The organism is Agarilytica rhodophyticola (assembly GCF_002157225.2).
In the GTDB taxonomy this organism is placed as follows: domain Bacteria; phylum Pseudomonadota; class Gammaproteobacteria; order Pseudomonadales; family Cellvibrionaceae; genus Agarilytica; species Agarilytica rhodophyticola.
Map to the genome: position 1 here is coordinate 6,346,429 of NZ_CP020038.1, position 15,545 is coordinate 6,361,973.

Below are 15,545 nucleotides of genomic sequence, written 5' to 3' on the forward strand. Positions count from 1 at the left end.
TTCAGTACCTTTAATTTCTACCTAGCTCATCAATATATTGCACTTGGCGCTGGTGTTCGACACGCTCAACATGACCAAAAAGCTGCTCCATCGCTTTAGAGCTTAAGGGTAAATACAATATAGTGGTGTCGTCTGCGGGTTTCCACGGAACGATGTAGAGTACGGTAGGCTGTTCTTGGTTACCAACGATAGTCGCGCTTAAATCAATAACTTCGCTTTCTTTTGGCTCTTGCGACCATACATTAGCATTTAGCAGTAACATGCTAAAACAAAATATTAAGCTTGTCAGAATCTTTTTCATTGTGAGCCTATACGTCGCTTGAGATCAATAATCCAGCCTTTTAATTGGCGATCTTCACCGCCAGCAATTTGTTGGCTTAATTCATAATAAACTAGAGCATCATCAAAACGACCCATATACAAATCATACAAAATGCCCAGGTTAGTCGTCGATGGCAAATGATGAGGCCATATTTTCAGTGCTTTCAAATAAGTAGCTTCCGCTTCTTCAAAGCGTCCCAATTCGCGCAGGAGTAATCCAAGACGCGTATAGGCGTCGAGGTTTTGGGGATTGGTTTCTATAGCAAATGTTAATGCTTGCTCCGCTTTTTCAAACTCACCTAACATGTGGTGAGTTATACCTAAATTAATATAAGGGCCGGATAATTTTGGGTAAGTTTCCACCATTAGCGCTAACATTCCTTGAGCTTGCTGCCATTTTTTTGCCAGCATAAGCTGCTTAATTCTGGAATATTCTTGCTTAGCCGGCCCAGGCACACTGCCTGGTTGATAAGGATTTGGAATTAAAACAAAGGGTGCCTCAGCTCCCTCCACTTGACCTTCAGCAGGTGTGTCTTCAACGGGATCTTTTTTATCAACACTAGAACAGGCTGCTAGTATTAATAAACACAGCAATATCCCACTCTTGAGCATTCCCTTAAAATATTGCATCGCTGAACTCCACTGAACGTTCTTGTTTGCCATAGCGAGCAGGTAATATTTCCGCTAAAGATTTAAAACTTTCTTTCACCCAATCATCGTAAATTCCAGTCCATGCCCTCTCAGCATTGGAAGCTAAGATATCGATAGCTTTTTCCTCAAACGGCAAAGCCTGCTCTTCTAATAGAATCTCGTATTGCTCAAGAGCCAAAGCGTCCATACCCGCAGGACGTTGAGAATCCATAAGATCGCGTGATAACTGGCTATATATATTGCCAATTCGATGATTAGCTTCGGTGGCAAATTCTGCTACACCAAATTGTAAGACTTTGCGGTACTCCGCCAAGGTCACATCGAGAGCAGCACGTTTTTTCTTCAAACTTTTCTTTAACGGTAAGGTTAATTTTATTTTCTCGTAACGTGCGTATTCATCGTTAGCAAATTTGCTAGTGGCAAAAGCAGCTAAGTATTTAGAACGATCCGTGCGAGAAGCTCCCGCTTTGGCATCGCTTTCAATAAGTTTTTTCAACCAAAAATTGCGCTTACCTTCATCTTTAGTTTTGCCATATAGCTCAACCAGATGAAAACGAGCTTCTGTGGCAATATCAAAAGGTTGTGGATAGCGATTAGCATACTCGCTGTATTTTTCTATAGCCTTGGGAATTCTTCCAGACTTTTCATAAAGCTCGCCTGATAAATAAAGCGCTTGCCTGCGACCTTCACCTGTTTTATCAGTGGTTGCCATTGTCTCCAATGCTTGGGCTGCTTTATCCCATTGCTCCGACTCTTGGTACACCAAAGCAAATTTAGGAGGTAGTGTTGAGATAAGTTCATGTTTGGGGTAGCGAGACTGAAAACTCAGTAATACTTGCTCTGCTTTAGCCCAATCTTTTAATTCGATTAAATGATTGGCGGCATCGTACTGACCTTTAATAGCAATTTCAGATCCCGGTGCAACATCGTGCAAGCTTAGCAAGCGGTCAACGGCTGGAGCCAATTCACCCGTGTTTACTTGCAGTTCGGCCTGACGATAAATACTGGCCGCGATACGCTCAACAACTTGCGGGCGATCTTCATCTTTATCAGGCATTATGCTCAATAGTTGTTTGTATGCAAATTCAGCTTCTGCATATTGTTGTAAGTCAAAGCGGCTGTGAGCCAATATTAGCCAAGCACTTTTTACTAGCTTTTCATCTTGGCGAGGCTGCCACTTAGTCAAACGTTCAGCTAAATCTGCCGCACGTTGATATTCGTTTTTCTCAAAAATCTCTTGCGCAGCTTTTGTTAGTACAGGTGCTGCTCGAGAGTCGCCGGGATAATAGTCAGCAAAACTAATAGAGCTCTCGATCTTATGAGTTCGCCAAGTTAGATTTTCTGTTTCCTTATTTGGGTCTTGAGCCGTGCGATCGATCATTTCTTGTAAGGCCACAATAGCAGAGTAACCTGCTTCCGCCCCACGTTGTTTATCTAAGTAGTTATAAGCAACTGTTTCATAGGCAGTAATAGCGCGAGGTAATTCACCTGCTGAATAAAACGCCTCCCCCATTAAGTAGGCCATCTCGGGAGTTTTAGTGGTTTTGGGGAAAGTTAAAACAAACTCTTCGTAAAGAGCTGCGGCTTTTAAGAAGTCTTTTCTCGCAGGCTCAGGTTTTTCTTTAACTTTTCTGCCCGCTGCTTTATCTGCTTCATATTTTTTATTGAATTTCTCTAACTCAATTGCACGCGCATGGTAATAACTGGACAATTCATCGAGATACACCGCAAGTTTAGGTTTAATATCTGCACGTTTTTCATCATCTCTGTCCTTCCAGTATTGGCTGTAAATACCATAATTGGTGATGTACTCTTCCTTCGCAGGCAAAATCAAACTAGGGAAACCGCCCAAGTCATAAACTTCAATGGCTTTAATACTAAATGATGGTGCAGGGTCAGTATTGGGAAAGTTTTGAACGTAGTGGCGATAGGTATCCGCACTATCGCGAAAGCGTCTTTTTTCAAGGTAAAGATCACCTAAGCCCATATACAACATGTGCTGGTAATGACGCTGACCAAGTTTGGAATACACATCAGTGATAGTTTGCGCACCATCTAAATATGAAAAAGCAATACTCAACACACGCATGGTATCGACGGATACATTACGCTGGCTATTACTCAGCTCTTCAAAGCGAATATCTTTTGCCAAATTACGATCAAGTACTTCGGTAAATGAGCGAATAGATGCGCGATAGCGATTACGCTTGAACAAAGACCAACCATGCATATAGACAGCATTGAGGTAAAAAGGTGTATCGTCTCCAGCAGCCATTACTTTAGCGTAAAGGTCTTCTGCTGTTTTATAATCGCCATCGCTAAAGGCTTTTTCCGCACGTCGGAAATCCGCTTCTGCAGCAAATGCTGATTCAGGAAAATCAGTCACGAGTGATGCAAGAATTTCATCGGATTCCTGTATTCGACCATCAAGCGCGTAAGCTTTAGATAATTGATACAGCAAACGCTCGTTGGTGGGAGTACCCTCTTCACCTTGTCGTTCGGAATTCAGAACCAAAAGTTCTTGGTACATATCGATAGCATCGGCAAAGTAATCTTGTTCTTCCGTGGCCGACAACTGCCGCTGCTCACTTCGTGTCATTTGCAGATCAGCAAGGCGCGTAAGAATACGATGACGAACACTAGGGTCTCTGGCCACACTTAACGCTGAACGATAACTATCCTCAATGGTATCAATAGAAGCCAGAGGCACAGGGAACTGTTCTTCTGGAATTTCGACTTCTTCTAGATCAGCCAGAGTTTTTCCATAATTTGGGCCACTATCTTCGGGCACAAAAACAGAACAACTGGCAAGCATTAAACTAGCAATTAACAGTTGAATCAGGCGGTAAGGCATTATGGATTTACCTCCTGTGATGACGTATCAGCAGAGGTTTCTTGTTCCGCTGTTTCGTCTTCTCCATTTTCTTGTGGTACACCTTGCTGATCATTGTTTTGAGTTTCTTGTGGAGCATTAGACTCATCACTACCCGCCTCTTGAACGGGGTCTTCAGCTTCTAAATTATCTGGTGCAGTATTTTCAGTAGTAGGTTCTGCTGCAGGAGTCGTTTCGCTACTTTCCTCTTCACCTTCTTCCTCACTAGGAGCAGCGCTTTCATTAGAGCCTTCAGCGTCATTAAAGCCTTCATCTTCACCATTATTAGAAGCCTCGCCTTCTGCATCTTCTTCAGCACCAGGCTGTAAAGTTGCCTGCAAAGCCTTGTCGTAAAGTCGTGCAATTGATAGACGACTTTGTGCAATGTAGTGATTGAGCCTGAAAAGTTGATTGCTGAGAACTTCTGCTGTTTGAGCACGCAAATCATCTTGCGTCTTATCGATAACAAGATCCACTTGTGCCAGCATAATTTCAATATTGTCTTTGGCTTCTGCGGTACGCACTTTAAATGGTTCAAGGTCTTCTGAGTTATTGACCAAGTATTCCACCTTCTCGTGGTTAGACTTTACTGTGGCAAGTGTTTTATCCAGTAAGTTAAGGGTTTTTATGACTCGCCAAAGCCGGTCGGAAAACTTCTCGCTTAGATCCCATAGCATGATGCCATCGTAACGTCTTATAGATTCTTCTTTTTCGTCGATGAAAGGATCGGTTTCGCGCAATAATTCAATATTTCTCTGTCCGCGCACAATACGGGATATCAATTCATTCTCTTCTGAATTGGCTAAACCCAGCACATTCTTATTAGCAGCGATAGATTCAATTTTTTGCGCAAGCTCTAGACGCTTGGCTTTCATTTTACGAATATTTTCTGCCAACTCTTTGGCAGCTAGTTTCTCTAATTGCTTGGCCCTGCCAACTTCACGCTCGTCAATTAAATCGGTATAGAAATCCATTTTCTCTTGCCAGGCAATCAAGTCCTCTTTAATACCTACAAGGTCTCTTAGTTCGTGAACAACTCCCTGGAATTCTTCACGAGAGAATAATTCGGCAAGATAACCGAGCTGCGGTGTTACTTGATTTTCACGCACGTGCTTTAACCAGTCGAGGCCATCGCTGCGCTCAATTCTCAAAGCGTCTAGCAGTTGATTGCCATTCATACTCTCGATAACACTATTCAAGCGTACCCGCTCATCGAGGAACACTTTTTCTGCAAGCTGAAAATGCTCAAGAGCTAAGCCTTCTGAGCCTAATTTTTCATAGGCATAGGGTACGGCAATTAGAGCTTCTTGACTGTTTTCATCAACCAGCGAGCTGTTGGCTAAGTATTGCCATGGTTTGAGGGCTTCGTTAAAGCGCTCGAGCCTTGCCGCCGCCCAACCATAGCCTAAAAGAGCACGGTTAGAGTGAGCGCTAGTGAGACGTACTTGTGAAAATTTACCGATGGCTTTTTCATAGTCCTCGGTCATCATGTAAACATAACCGGCTGAAGTCATGGCTTTGTCGTATAGGGCGCGAAGCTCATCGGTTGGATATTCGTCAAACCCTAATTTTTCAAAATATTTGATAGCGCCTTTAAAATTTTGCTGACGCGAGTAGGCAGCCCCCATATTAAAGTACAGGTAGGGAAGCCAGTCGATGTCCGGCGGACGTTTTTTCAATAAGCGTTCGGCTTTATCTAGATCGTTTTGCTGAATAGCCAAATTAATACGATGAGCATAGAACTCACTGCGGATATCAATGGATGGTTTTTTTCTGACCTTAGACAGTGCTACTTCGGCATCTTCAAAATCACCACGTAAATAGCGCAATTTAGAAAGGAAAAACCACGCAGCATCTTGAGACTTCCTAGAGCGGTTCTGAGATAGCAGACGCTCGAAGATATCACTGGCATGCCGCTCCATCCCAAAACCAAGAGAAAAACCTCCCTCCATGATTTCGGGGTTATCGCCATGGCCTTTTATACCACCGCGCTCTTTTGCAATCAGTAGCTCGGTTAGCGCTTGCATGTAATCACCAAGATAATAGTGATACAGAGCAACGCCATAGCGCATGTCTTCGACAGCGGTAAGTTTTTTCTTCTTTTTAGCAACTGCGTCAGTTGCGCAGACAGTAACTAAGAGAAGTAGTGCAAAAATCCTGAGCGTCACAGCAGCCATTCTTCAAATTCAAATTCCGGTTGCATATTTGCGCTAGAATCGCGCACCTTTAATTCGAGCAGTTTGGGATCGCTATCTTTTTCAATAACAATTGTTGCACCGCGCTTGTATTCGCGATTATCCGGTCCAACACCCACAAAGAATGCAGTCACTTCATGTTCACCGGATTTTAAGTTACCAAGATATAAACGCTGGATACCGCCTAAGGAAAGCGCTGTGTTTTGGCGTTTGGTGTAAAGATGACTCGCAACTAGCTTATCGTCTATCAATACCTTTACGGAGTCCAAGGAGAAATATTGCCCAACATCTAAGGATAAAAATACAACAATCTGTGAATTTGCAGGGAAGAGCAATTCTTCTTCGAGAATTAGTAGATCACGGTTAAGTTCAAGTGCTGCTTTTTTTAGATCTTCTACCTCTTCACTCAGAGGCGTAGCTGTGACTGCCTTTTTTTCTTCAGGCTCATCTTTGCCTTCATCCACATAAGTAACACTTGCTTCATCAATTTTCTCAAGCTTATTAGCATTGCGATCAACAGCAGGCTGCTGATCCTTAGCATCATCTTCTAATACGTTTTCAAGATTAGGCTCTCCCTCTGCCCTGATAACAGGCTCATCTGCCACCCCAACTGCATCCTCTTGCGATAAAGCTGTGTGGGACAGTGTAAAAAGAAGGCTTGCAAAAGCATAAAAACTTACATGTTTTGTCAGTCTACTTGTCAAAATTTGGCACATATTGGCACTCGGCGTCACGTTGATCATGAGTCACGAAAGACCCTTTGATAGAATTCTAACAAAAGAAGCTTTCGATTTTTTTTAATTGGGCGCGCAATCGCACGAATATTTTATACGTTCATCACGTTTGCAGCATTTTTCGGGCCGTCATCTTACGCTACTTCGTTCAAGATAAGGATAGAAAAAAAAGGCCGTAAACCGCACGAGTTATTAAACCATCATGTATTATGCCAAAAAAGATATTAATTTTATCATTTTGAGACTTACTTCACAGTGGGGTCAATAAGGCCGTTGCTGTAGTGTGCCTTACCAGAACTATCGATAATGACACAATCAAATTCTTCTAGTCGATTAACGAGGGCTAAACCTTTTTCTACACCTAATACAAATACTGTAGTCGATAGTGGGTCAGTATCCACACCGTGATTGCCTAAAATGGTGACACTGACAACACCTTTTACAGATGTCCCAGTCTTAGGGTTTAAAATATGGTGAACCCTCTCGCCAGTGCTTTCGTCAATGAAAAACCTTTCATAATCACCCGATGTCGATATTGCCACATCTTGCAACGGCATGCGGATAAGAGTCTCTGAATCGCCAGGATTTTGACGAGGATTTTTAATACCGATCATCCATGGCTTGCCACGCTTATCACCTATTACCCGGCTGTCACCACCTGCGCTTATAGTGGCATGTTTCACCCCCAAATTGTGCAAGATATAAGCTGCACGATCTACCGCATAACCTTTGGCAACTCCTCCCAAATCAATATATACATGGGGGTGACTGTACGATAACAGGCTCTTCTTTTTATCTAAATGCACATGTTTATAGTTGATAGCTTCAAGTAGTTGATCACGTTGCTTAACATCCGGTTGTTTACTATTACGATAGTCGTAATAGCGACCGACAGAAGCAAAGGTAATATCAAAAGCGCCTTTGCTTAGGTCTCCAAAGAATAGGGATTTATCAATCAGTAAGCTAAGTTCAGGGGAGATTTTCTGAGGTGCTTTAGCCGCGTTACGATTAACAGAAGATAATTCACTGTCTTCTTTATAAGGAGACAAGGCGTAATCAATACGGTGCATTTCTGCCATAACTTGGGCTATGGCTTGATCGGCAATAGCTTTGTCTTCATGCCAGAAACTCAGGCTAATTTGAGTCCCCATAATCGATCGCTTTTCATAATACCAAGCGCTATGGGAGAAAGATGATAATGCAATCAGCAAGAGAAGAGTGAGAGATCTCAACACAAAGCAGTCCTTTTATTTTATCTATTGCCAGCTTACTTGATAGGTACCTTTTTCTACTTCTTCGCCAATTAGTTGAATCGCTTGTACTACTTGTCCAGAGGCTCCTTCACGCGGCGTAATCTTTCCGTCTATTCGACTATTTTGCGCACCAGGCGTCCAGCCAACGTTTAAGTCAACACCATAAGGGCCTTCTATGTCTGTCACCTTCGCGTTTATACCACCTTCACCGTCGGCCTGTACCTGTCCGCCGAACGAACCCAATGTAAACCAATTTTGTTCAACAAATACACCCGCGTTCTGCCAGCTAAAGCGCGCATCTAGTTGATTAATGGACATCTGATCTACACCTTTAGTGACGCCACTTAAATCGGCATCAATGATTTGTAAGGAGATTTGGCCAAGAGTTTTTTCTACAGGCAAAAGGTTGCTAATAGTCGAGGCTGGCATATCTAAATTGACGTCACTTAAACTAATAGAACCAAAAGGACTTTGACATAAACTACCGGAAATTAATTGTCCGGGAACCTGAGTCTCAAAAGAGAGGCAAGGACGTAGAATCAGCAAACTCAACGGGTTTAAAGACCAATTAACTTGGCCTAAGGGCATTGTTTTATGTCCTAAATCTACTTGGGCACTGCCTGCACGGCCATGCCATAAAGTACCCTGTGTACTCATTAGCCATACATTAGGCGCCGCCTGATGTATGGCCCACGCAGCGATAGATGCCGGAGCCTTAGAAATTACCAGATAAAAGAAATATATAACTAATGAAACAATAAAGAGCGGTTTAAACACTCTCGATTGAAACATATCTGGCATTGCTTCCGACGAATCTGCTGTTTCGACCTCGGACATAATTGATCTCGTTTAATTCTTAAGTAAATAGTTAATACCTGTCCACTCAATAGACAGGAGCCTATCCCATAAAGGTGTAAAACTAATCTTGGTGCATCCGCAAATTAACAGTGACCATCCCGGGGTTTGACGAATTAGATACGGATAGGTCTTTTATCTTAACATTTTGCGATACTTCCATTTCATACATCCATTTGAGTACATTTTCAAAGCGTGCTTCTTCAAAGCGCAAACGCACACCATTTTTTCCACTGGCATTCATAGAAGCAACTTGCAAGTTATTCGCGCTTACCGTTTGCTGAACAATGTTCTCAAGAGCGTTACCTCTTCGATTGCTTTGGCCACTGCTCTTATTGGCGACCACTTGTGATGCTAGCTCACGAACATTCTCTAAAGAATTACGCAATGCATTGTTAGTGACAATTTGCTTTTGTCTGAGATCGTTAACAGGTTTCAATACCACCATAAATAAAAAGTAAACGATCAAGAAGCCCGAACAAATTACCAGTGCTAGTTGGTCTCTAGCAGGTGCTTGAGCCCACCATTCTTTTAAATTATCCATTATCTTTTCTCCAGGATTTTCATATTCGCCTGATAGAACTCTCCTCGACGAGTAGTTCGCGGCGAATCTGATTCAAGGCCATTGCTTGCTAACAGCTCTCTAAACTTAGCGAGCTCACCTAAGCCTTTTACTTCCATATTAACTTGCAATTCACGCTGATCGCCGTTGTAGCGAAAATTGGATAATTTAATATCTTTTTGCTGATCCATAGAGCTTGCCAAACCACCTAACAACAACATCAAGTTAGTCGGCTCTGAAGTTTTTGCACCTTTACCATTGAGCAATGACTTCAGACGATTCTCTTCATCGCCTTTGCGTCCATTGGGTACAGCTTGTAAATATACTTGTTGGATTTGGGATCTGATTTCTTTGCCTTCACTCTTTTTGACAAAATAATCACCTAAAGAGACCACAAAGGCAAAAGCAAAAGCGGCACCTGCAACATAGGCCGAGGTCTTCCAAGCCTGCCACCATTTACCAAAGGGCAGTTGTCGTGCGAAATTTCCACTTCGAATATTAATAGAGGAACCGAAAAGACCGGCATCTACAATGTCCCAATATCCACCCTCCTGCAAGTTGATTGTAATGCTTTCATCAGCTATCCAAGCATCAGGTAAACAGGAGTGTAAAATTTTAAGGCTTTCTTCGTTATCCGCTATTAAGTTTAAACTAACTTCCTCAAAAGCTAGCTCTTCTTCGAGCCGTTCGAGCACCATAGAAGCAATGTTAACTTCAATGGCAAAACCTTTACCTGCTCCAAATTTAGCAATAACTTTTTCGCCATCCAAAAGTATAGTGCCGGCGCTTTCTTGTTGCGCCAATAGCAAATAATCGGGATATATCTGTTGTATATCGAAGTTGCCACTTACCAGTTCTTCAAGCGCGGCTGACAACCTTTCCGAGTCGAGATAAACTAAATTAACATGCTCACCTTCTACCGTCCCATAAGAGAAGTGCAGATCATCAACTGAGTCGATTAGCTGATCTTCCATTTCATAGGGTAGCAATTTAGCCAAATGCTTTTTATCAACATTCTCCACTGGCATAGTGCGCACAACAGCTTGTTCACCAGGAAGAAGCAAGCAGACCGGTGCGTTTTGTTCTTGCACCGCATCCTTTAGCTGGTCTGTGTCGCCGCTATAATAACTTTCTTCCCACACACCATCACCAACCATGGCGCGCCATTGCCATAGATTTTCTTCTAATTGTCGGACAAATATTCGTTCTGCCACAATGCTTCTCTTTTAATAAAATTGGCTTTTAAAAATTGGCGTCTGTGCGCCTTACCACTTCAATTTCTATTGCATCACCCTGAGCACCGTTCCTATTTTGGCCCTGTGTTTGGTTTGGCTGACCACTAGGATTACCACTGCTGCTACCATTATCACCTGCCGGATCGTTACGCTCGTCACTGCTGCCACCACCGCCACGTTTAATGAGACTTTGGCTTCTGCGAATATGTTCTTCGCCTACCGCAGCTTCAGCAAAGAACAAGAAATAAGTACTCTGCGCCATCGCCACTAGGCTGGTATCAAAATTTAAATTTTGGTCGCTACTCAACCACACTGAGGGTAGAGCAGGATCATCTTTTAATTCATCCAGGCTGGTGAACTCTCCGGCCTTGATAACTTGTGCAATCTCCGTTGCCACCTCGGCAGACATTGGAAATAAATCGCAACTTTCTTTAGGTTGTGCTGCGGTCAAAGTTTGAATAATCGGTATACTAATCGTGTTGATATTCAATCTATTCGACTCTGTTGCCGGCAGTGCCACTACATAAGGAATTAGTTTACGGTACAACTCCGGCGTCATACCTTTAATCACTTGTAGTTCACTGACACTTATCATTGGCCCATTGGCAATGGATACCGGCGGTTCCAGCTGGTCATAGTAATCAGATTCTGCGCCACCAAAGCCGGTAATTTCTGAGTCACTATCCAGCCAATCAATTAAAGCTTCTGCAATTAACCTCGCCGTTTCTTTTTCTAAGAAAACAGGCTCTTCTTCTTCACCTAAATTAAATGTCTGTAACAAACGCACAAATAACTGCTGTGCGGGGGTGAACTTGGAGCATTCATTTGTCTCTGGACAAACACCGCTTGCCGGAGGTTGCGAGCCATCGGGGCAATTGTTATCTTCTCTGGGCAACAATGAATTGATATTCAAACGCCCGTGCGCATCTTCTATTGTGCCTTTAACCCAGCCATGATCGGTAGGAAATGGTTCCGCTTCTTGGGCCCACGCTTCGCCTAAATGATCAACAGCGCTAGTTTCTTCCCCTTTAGCATCTTCGCTTAAGACCACCATAGCTAATTGCTCAGCACCCTCTAAATATGCCTTTGCCTGCATACCGTGCCAACGATTGCCACTGCGAGAAATATTGAGTTCGAAGCGCCAAGAGATTTCTACGGCAACAACAGCAATCAGGGCAACAATCATCATCGCCATCACTAAAGCAATACCCTCTTGCTTTTGCTGCACTCTTATTCTCCTTTTACTAAAGAGAAGAGGCGTTTAACTTCATTGTAGCCCTCTATCTCCATGGTTATTTCAATAGCGAGGGGCAAACCACCAGCTCCTTCACCTTCACTGGCTTGCTGCTGCGGCCAACGCTCAAGCCATGGCCCTGCACTAAACGACGAAGCATCAGGGGACAACAAACGCACCTGAATATTCTCAATACCGTCAACCACTTTTCGCTGTTGAGCCAATTCCGAATCCACCGAAGCCAAGTTGTACCAAACATCTCGCCACAGAACATCATCTTCCACACGATAGCCAACGCGGATAACTTCAGTGCGCACAAAGTTCAATGGGTTAGCATGCCCACCGCGCAATAACGTCAACCAATAGTCCTCGCTATTATCCTCAACCACCATGGCAGGAATATCACTGCCACTTCCCGGACCTAGTGTCTGGCGTCGCGTATGGGATAACGCATTCTTTAAATCTGCTTCCAGCAATAACCATACACGATCAACTCGGGCAAGCTTTGCTAAGTTATCTTCCACCGCCTCTTTAGAACGCACAGAAGCATCAAGGGATTGGAAAGAAATAACCGCTACTAACGATAAAATAAATACTGCAATCAGAACTTCTATTAATGTTAAGCCCTGACTTTTGTTAGCTTCAGAAAGGCTATTCACGTAAGAAACCCGATAAATTAGCAAGGGGTTCATCTTCATCTAAGCCCACAGACACTTCCATACGATACATTTCAGGTACTGCTGTCTGTTCTATTTCTACTTTCCAAAACCACTCTTGACCGGCAAATTCCTCCCGGTCCTGGTTCTTTCTCGTTTTTATGACATTACCCTGTAATTTTTGGGTAATGGTCAGTTCCTGCATTTTATTTTCTGCAAACCAGTAAGCGTAAGTTTTGGTATTAATATAGGCGGTATGATCGATAACTCCTTGAGTACGTAATAGCATGGCGGGAAGTGCAAGCCCAACAACCACTAACGCAACTAACACCTCTATTAAAGTGAATCCATTATTTTTCTTCATACCACATAACAACCTGCATATTTACTGGCGGATCTATTAACCTATAAATAACTTATAACCTAGTAATCAAAGAGTTCGCCCTGAACTATTTTGATTCGAGCTATTAACAAACTCTAAAATTTATCGCGATCTTCCTCTTCTAACTCTTCTTCTCTTTCTTTCCATACAACACTTCCCCAAACGTTGACATGAACTGTTTCAATCTCGCCAGGAAGCTGCTCGTGGGTAAATTCAATCTCGAACGGAGTGACTTCACCGCTGGGATAAAAGGCTACCAGAGGCACACGCTCTTCTGGTGCATTCTCATATTCCCACTCTTGTTCATCGATAAAGACTGACAACTCTATATTATTGTCAAAATCTACAGGCGGAATGCCTTCCATTTCCGCCCATCCTTGAGCCGTCATTTTTTGCCAGTGATAACGCCACCCTTGATCAAGAGGGTTTTCTCGCCATGCGGGAGGTTCTAACATCAAACCAACAGGCTCACCACCTAAAATAGCTAGTTCAGAAACGTGATCACTGATAACAACAAAACGTTCTACTGCTTTTGTCATTTTGGTTTCTGGGCTATCTTGAGTAAAAAATACTGTGACACCGCCAAGTACTACCGTAACAAGAAAGACCACGGTCAGAATTTCAATTAATGTAAAGCCTTTTTGCTGCCTCACATTATTTATTGGCGCACTCACACTATTTGCCTCAAAACTTTTACCTTAAAACCTGTACCTTAAACACCTCTAACTCAAAACCTATGCGTCTTACACACATTGGCTTCTAAATTAATTTACTTACTTTTCTGCTTTATCCCACACACTAAGATCTGCATATTCATCGACACCACCGCGAACACCATCAGCGCCAAGTGTATAGATGTCATAAGGCTTACCTTCAGCAGGACTCAAATATAGATATTCATTACCCCATGGATCAGTAGGCAACTTAGAGAGGTAACCATCTTTGCGCCAGTTTTTAGGGACTGGATCTGTTTCAGGAGGAGATACCAATGCTTCTAAGCCTTGTTCAGATGTTGGGTAAACAAAGTTATCGAGCTTGTACATTTTTAATGCCGTCTCAATGGCATTAAAATCAGACTTTGCAGTAGTTGTTTGCGCCTGTCCTAATGCCCCAATCACCTGGGGGCCGATGGCAGCAGCAAGTAGACCAATGATGACCACCACCACCATGATCTCGATTAAGGTCATACCCTGTTGATTTCTTAACGTCATAACTCACTCTCTCAATAATTTTAATTAATAGCTTGAGATCTATAGATCCCTTTAATGAACAAATCCTCACACAGAAATTTGATCAAACTATGGAAACTTATGGCAAATTTCGTGTTTTCAATATCGCCAAAGTACCCACTGGGCATTAGCCACCTACAAGCTGATTCATGTTGAAAATTGGTAACAAAATAGCCATTACGATGGTCGTGACTGTGCCCCCCATAAACAGCACCATGGCAGGTTCAAGGAGCCCCATAACTGTATTTAATGTGAATTCTAACTCTCGCTCTTGGTTGCGAGCGGCATGCAGTAACTGCTCGGCCAACTTACCATTGGCCTCACCTGATGCCACCATCTGCACCAGCAATGGAGGAAATACATCTACCTGGTCAAGGGCACGGTGAAAACTTGTGCCTTCCTGTACAGAGATAGCAACTTCTGCCGATGCACTGCGCAATTCAGAATTGCTCAATACCTGTGAGCCAATTTTTAAAGCTTCTAATAAAGGCACGCCACTGTTAGCCAACAAGCCTAATGTACTGGCATAACGCGAGGCTTCAGATTGCAAGATAACACCACCGACCAGAGGCATACGAAGTTTTATTTTATCCCAATGACGGCCGCGTTTGGGATGGTTAACGAGCCATTTAAATAAGACAAATAGAGCGACAATGAAGAGCAGCAGAAATACGCCGTAATTAACTAGAAAATTACTCGAGGCGATCAATACCTTGGTCAATATGGGCAATTCCATATCATTACGTTCAAACATGGTAACGAGGTTAGGTACAACCTTCACCATCATTATCGTGACCACAGTGATACAAACAAATAACATCACCACCGGGTAGATCATGGCGGACTTAAGTTTTTGCTTTATTTCTTGACTGCGTTCGGTGTAGTCGGCGAGTCTTTCTAATACTGGGCCAAGAAAACCAGATGACTCCCCTGCTTTCACCATTGCTCGGTAAAGGTTATCAAACACTCGGGGTAATTCAGCGAGAGCTTGAGTTAAGCTGAGCCCTTCCAAAACTCGCGAACGTATCTGTAAAACGATGGTTTTTATCGCAGGCTTGCGGCTTTGCTTTGCCGCTGCTTGTAACACTTCATCTAGAGGAAGACCTGATTGAACCAGAGAAGCCAACTGTCGCGTTACCAATGAAACATCGCGATAGCCCATGGTTGGGCCACCGAAAGAAAAGCTGAAGCCCTTCGAGTCACCCGACTTTTCTTTCTGATTTTTACGGGAAGATTTAACTTCTAAAGGCTTAAGCTGACGCCCACGCAATTGGCTGCGAATATGTCTCTCAGAATCCCCTTCAAGAATGCCTTTGACTTTTTTTCCTTTAGCATCAAGCGCCAGATATGTATACGCACCCATCGT

Annotated in this window: 15 protein-coding genes; all 15 read right to left on the reverse strand. The window is 43.1% G+C overall.

Translation table 11 applies throughout. The annotated features are described in order from the left end of the window. Positions 1 to 10 precede the first annotated feature (10 nt). Positions 11 to 301 (reverse strand): hypothetical protein, encoded by a 291-nt coding sequence (locus tag BVC89_RS26225; protein ID WP_086934051.1) that lies wholly within the window; start codon positions 299 to 301, stop codon positions 11 to 13. Beyond that, the gene (locus tag BVC89_RS26230) at positions 298 to 951 is read right to left on the reverse strand and encodes a tetratricopeptide repeat protein (RefSeq protein WP_158658140.1); all 654 of its coding nucleotides are present in this window, start codon (positions 949 to 951) and stop codon (positions 298 to 300) included. Before BVC89_RS26230 ends, BVC89_RS26225 begins: the two co-directional genes overlap by 4 nt. Further along, positions 938 to 3,826 (reverse strand): tetratricopeptide repeat protein, encoded by a 2,889-nt coding sequence (locus BVC89_RS26235; RefSeq protein WP_245929238.1) that lies wholly within the window; start codon positions 3,824 to 3,826, stop codon positions 938 to 940. Before BVC89_RS26235 ends, BVC89_RS26230 begins: the two co-directional genes overlap by 14 nt. Continuing rightward, positions 3,826 to 6,012: a tetratricopeptide repeat protein gene (locus BVC89_RS26240; RefSeq protein ID WP_158658141.1), complete on the reverse strand. Its 2,187-nt coding sequence runs from the start codon at positions 6,010 to 6,012 to the stop codon at positions 3,826 to 3,828. Before BVC89_RS26240 ends, BVC89_RS26235 begins: the two co-directional genes overlap by 1 nt. Continuing rightward, on the reverse strand, positions 6,009 to 6,503 hold the full coding sequence (locus tag BVC89_RS30820) for an AraC family transcriptional regulator (RefSeq protein WP_086934762.1): 495 nt from the start codon (positions 6,501 to 6,503) through the stop codon (positions 6,009 to 6,011). The genes BVC89_RS26240 and BVC89_RS30820 overlap by 4 nt, the downstream gene beginning before the upstream one ends. A 515-nt stretch (positions 6,504 to 7,018) precedes the next feature. Continuing rightward, the gene (locus BVC89_RS26250) at positions 7,019 to 8,005 is read right to left on the reverse strand and encodes an FAD:protein FMN transferase (RefSeq protein WP_245929442.1); all 987 of its coding nucleotides are present in this window, start codon (positions 8,003 to 8,005) and stop codon (positions 7,019 to 7,021) included. 24 nt (positions 8,006 to 8,029) lie between these two features. Further along, positions 8,030 to 8,863, reverse strand: a complete 834-nt coding sequence (locus BVC89_RS26255) for a type II secretion system protein N (protein WP_086934056.1) — start codon at positions 8,861 to 8,863, stop codon at positions 8,030 to 8,032. Between the two features lie 82 nt (positions 8,864 to 8,945). Beyond that, entirely contained in the window at positions 8,946 to 9,425 is a 480-nt protein-coding gene (gene gspM, locus BVC89_RS26260) for a type II secretion system protein GspM (protein WP_086934057.1), read from the reverse strand. Further along, positions 9,425 to 10,657, reverse strand: a complete 1,233-nt coding sequence (gspL, locus tag BVC89_RS26265) for a type II secretion system protein GspL (protein WP_086934058.1) — start codon at positions 10,655 to 10,657, stop codon at positions 9,425 to 9,427. Before gspL ends, gspM begins: the two co-directional genes overlap by 1 nt. A gap of 28 nt (positions 10,658 to 10,685) precedes the next feature. Further along, positions 10,686 to 11,906: a type II secretion system minor pseudopilin GspK gene (gene gspK, locus BVC89_RS26270; protein WP_086934059.1), complete on the reverse strand. Its 1,221-nt coding sequence runs from the start codon at positions 11,904 to 11,906 to the stop codon at positions 10,686 to 10,688. 2 nt (positions 11,907 to 11,908) lie between these two features. After that, a complete protein-coding gene (gene gspJ / locus BVC89_RS26275) occupies positions 11,909 to 12,571 on the reverse strand; it encodes a type II secretion system minor pseudopilin GspJ (protein WP_158658142.1) in 663 nt (220 codons plus the stop codon). Next, positions 12,564 to 12,932, reverse strand: a complete 369-nt coding sequence (gene gspI, locus BVC89_RS26280) for a type II secretion system minor pseudopilin GspI (protein WP_086934061.1) — start codon at positions 12,930 to 12,932, stop codon at positions 12,564 to 12,566. The genes gspJ and gspI overlap by 8 nt, the downstream gene beginning before the upstream one ends. Positions 12,933 to 13,045: 113 nt before the next feature. After that, complete coding sequence (gspH, locus tag BVC89_RS26285) at positions 13,046 to 13,624, reverse strand: type II secretion system minor pseudopilin GspH (RefSeq protein WP_086934062.1); 579 nt, start codon at positions 13,622 to 13,624, stop codon at positions 13,046 to 13,048. A 99-nt stretch (positions 13,625 to 13,723) separates the two neighbouring features. Beyond that, a complete protein-coding gene (gspG, locus tag BVC89_RS26290; protein WP_086934063.1) occupies positions 13,724 to 14,161 on the reverse strand; it encodes a type II secretion system major pseudopilin GspG in 438 nt (145 codons plus the stop codon). Between the two features lie 145 nt (positions 14,162 to 14,306). Beyond that, a complete protein-coding gene (gene gspF / locus BVC89_RS26295) occupies positions 14,307 to 15,542 on the reverse strand; it encodes a type II secretion system inner membrane protein GspF (protein WP_086934064.1) in 1,236 nt (411 codons plus the stop codon). Between the last annotated feature and the right edge of the window lie 3 nt (positions 15,543 to 15,545).

Bases quoted from the DNA above. Each gene is read 5' to 3' on its own strand.
- BVC89_RS26225 (WP_086934051.1), bottom strand. From the start codon at position 301: ATGAAAAAGATTCTGACAAGCTTAATATTTTGTTTTAGCATGTTACTG.
- gspG (WP_086934063.1), bottom strand. From the start codon at position 14,161: ATGACGTTAAGAAATCAACAGGGTATGACCTTAATCGAGATCATGGTG.
- gspM (WP_086934057.1), bottom strand. From the start codon at position 9,425: ATGGATAATTTAAAAGAATGGTGGGCTCAAGCACCTGCTAGAGACCAA.
- BVC89_RS26230 (WP_158658140.1), bottom strand. From the start codon at position 951: ATGCAATATTTTAAGGGAATGCTCAAGAGTGGGATATTGCTGTGTTTA.
- gspF (WP_086934064.1), bottom strand. From the start codon at position 15,542: ATGGGTGCGTATACATATCTGGCGCTTGATGCTAAAGGAAAAAAAGTC.
- BVC89_RS26235 (WP_245929238.1), bottom strand. From the start codon at position 3,826: ATGCCTTACCGCCTGATTCAACTGTTAATTGCTAGTTTAATGCTTGCC.
- BVC89_RS26255 (WP_086934056.1), bottom strand. From the start codon at position 8,863: ATGTCCGAGGTCGAAACAGCAGATTCGTCGGAAGCAATGCCAGATATG.
- gspI (WP_086934061.1), bottom strand. From the start codon at position 12,932: ATGAAGAAAAATAATGGATTCACTTTAATAGAGGTGTTAGTTGCGTTA.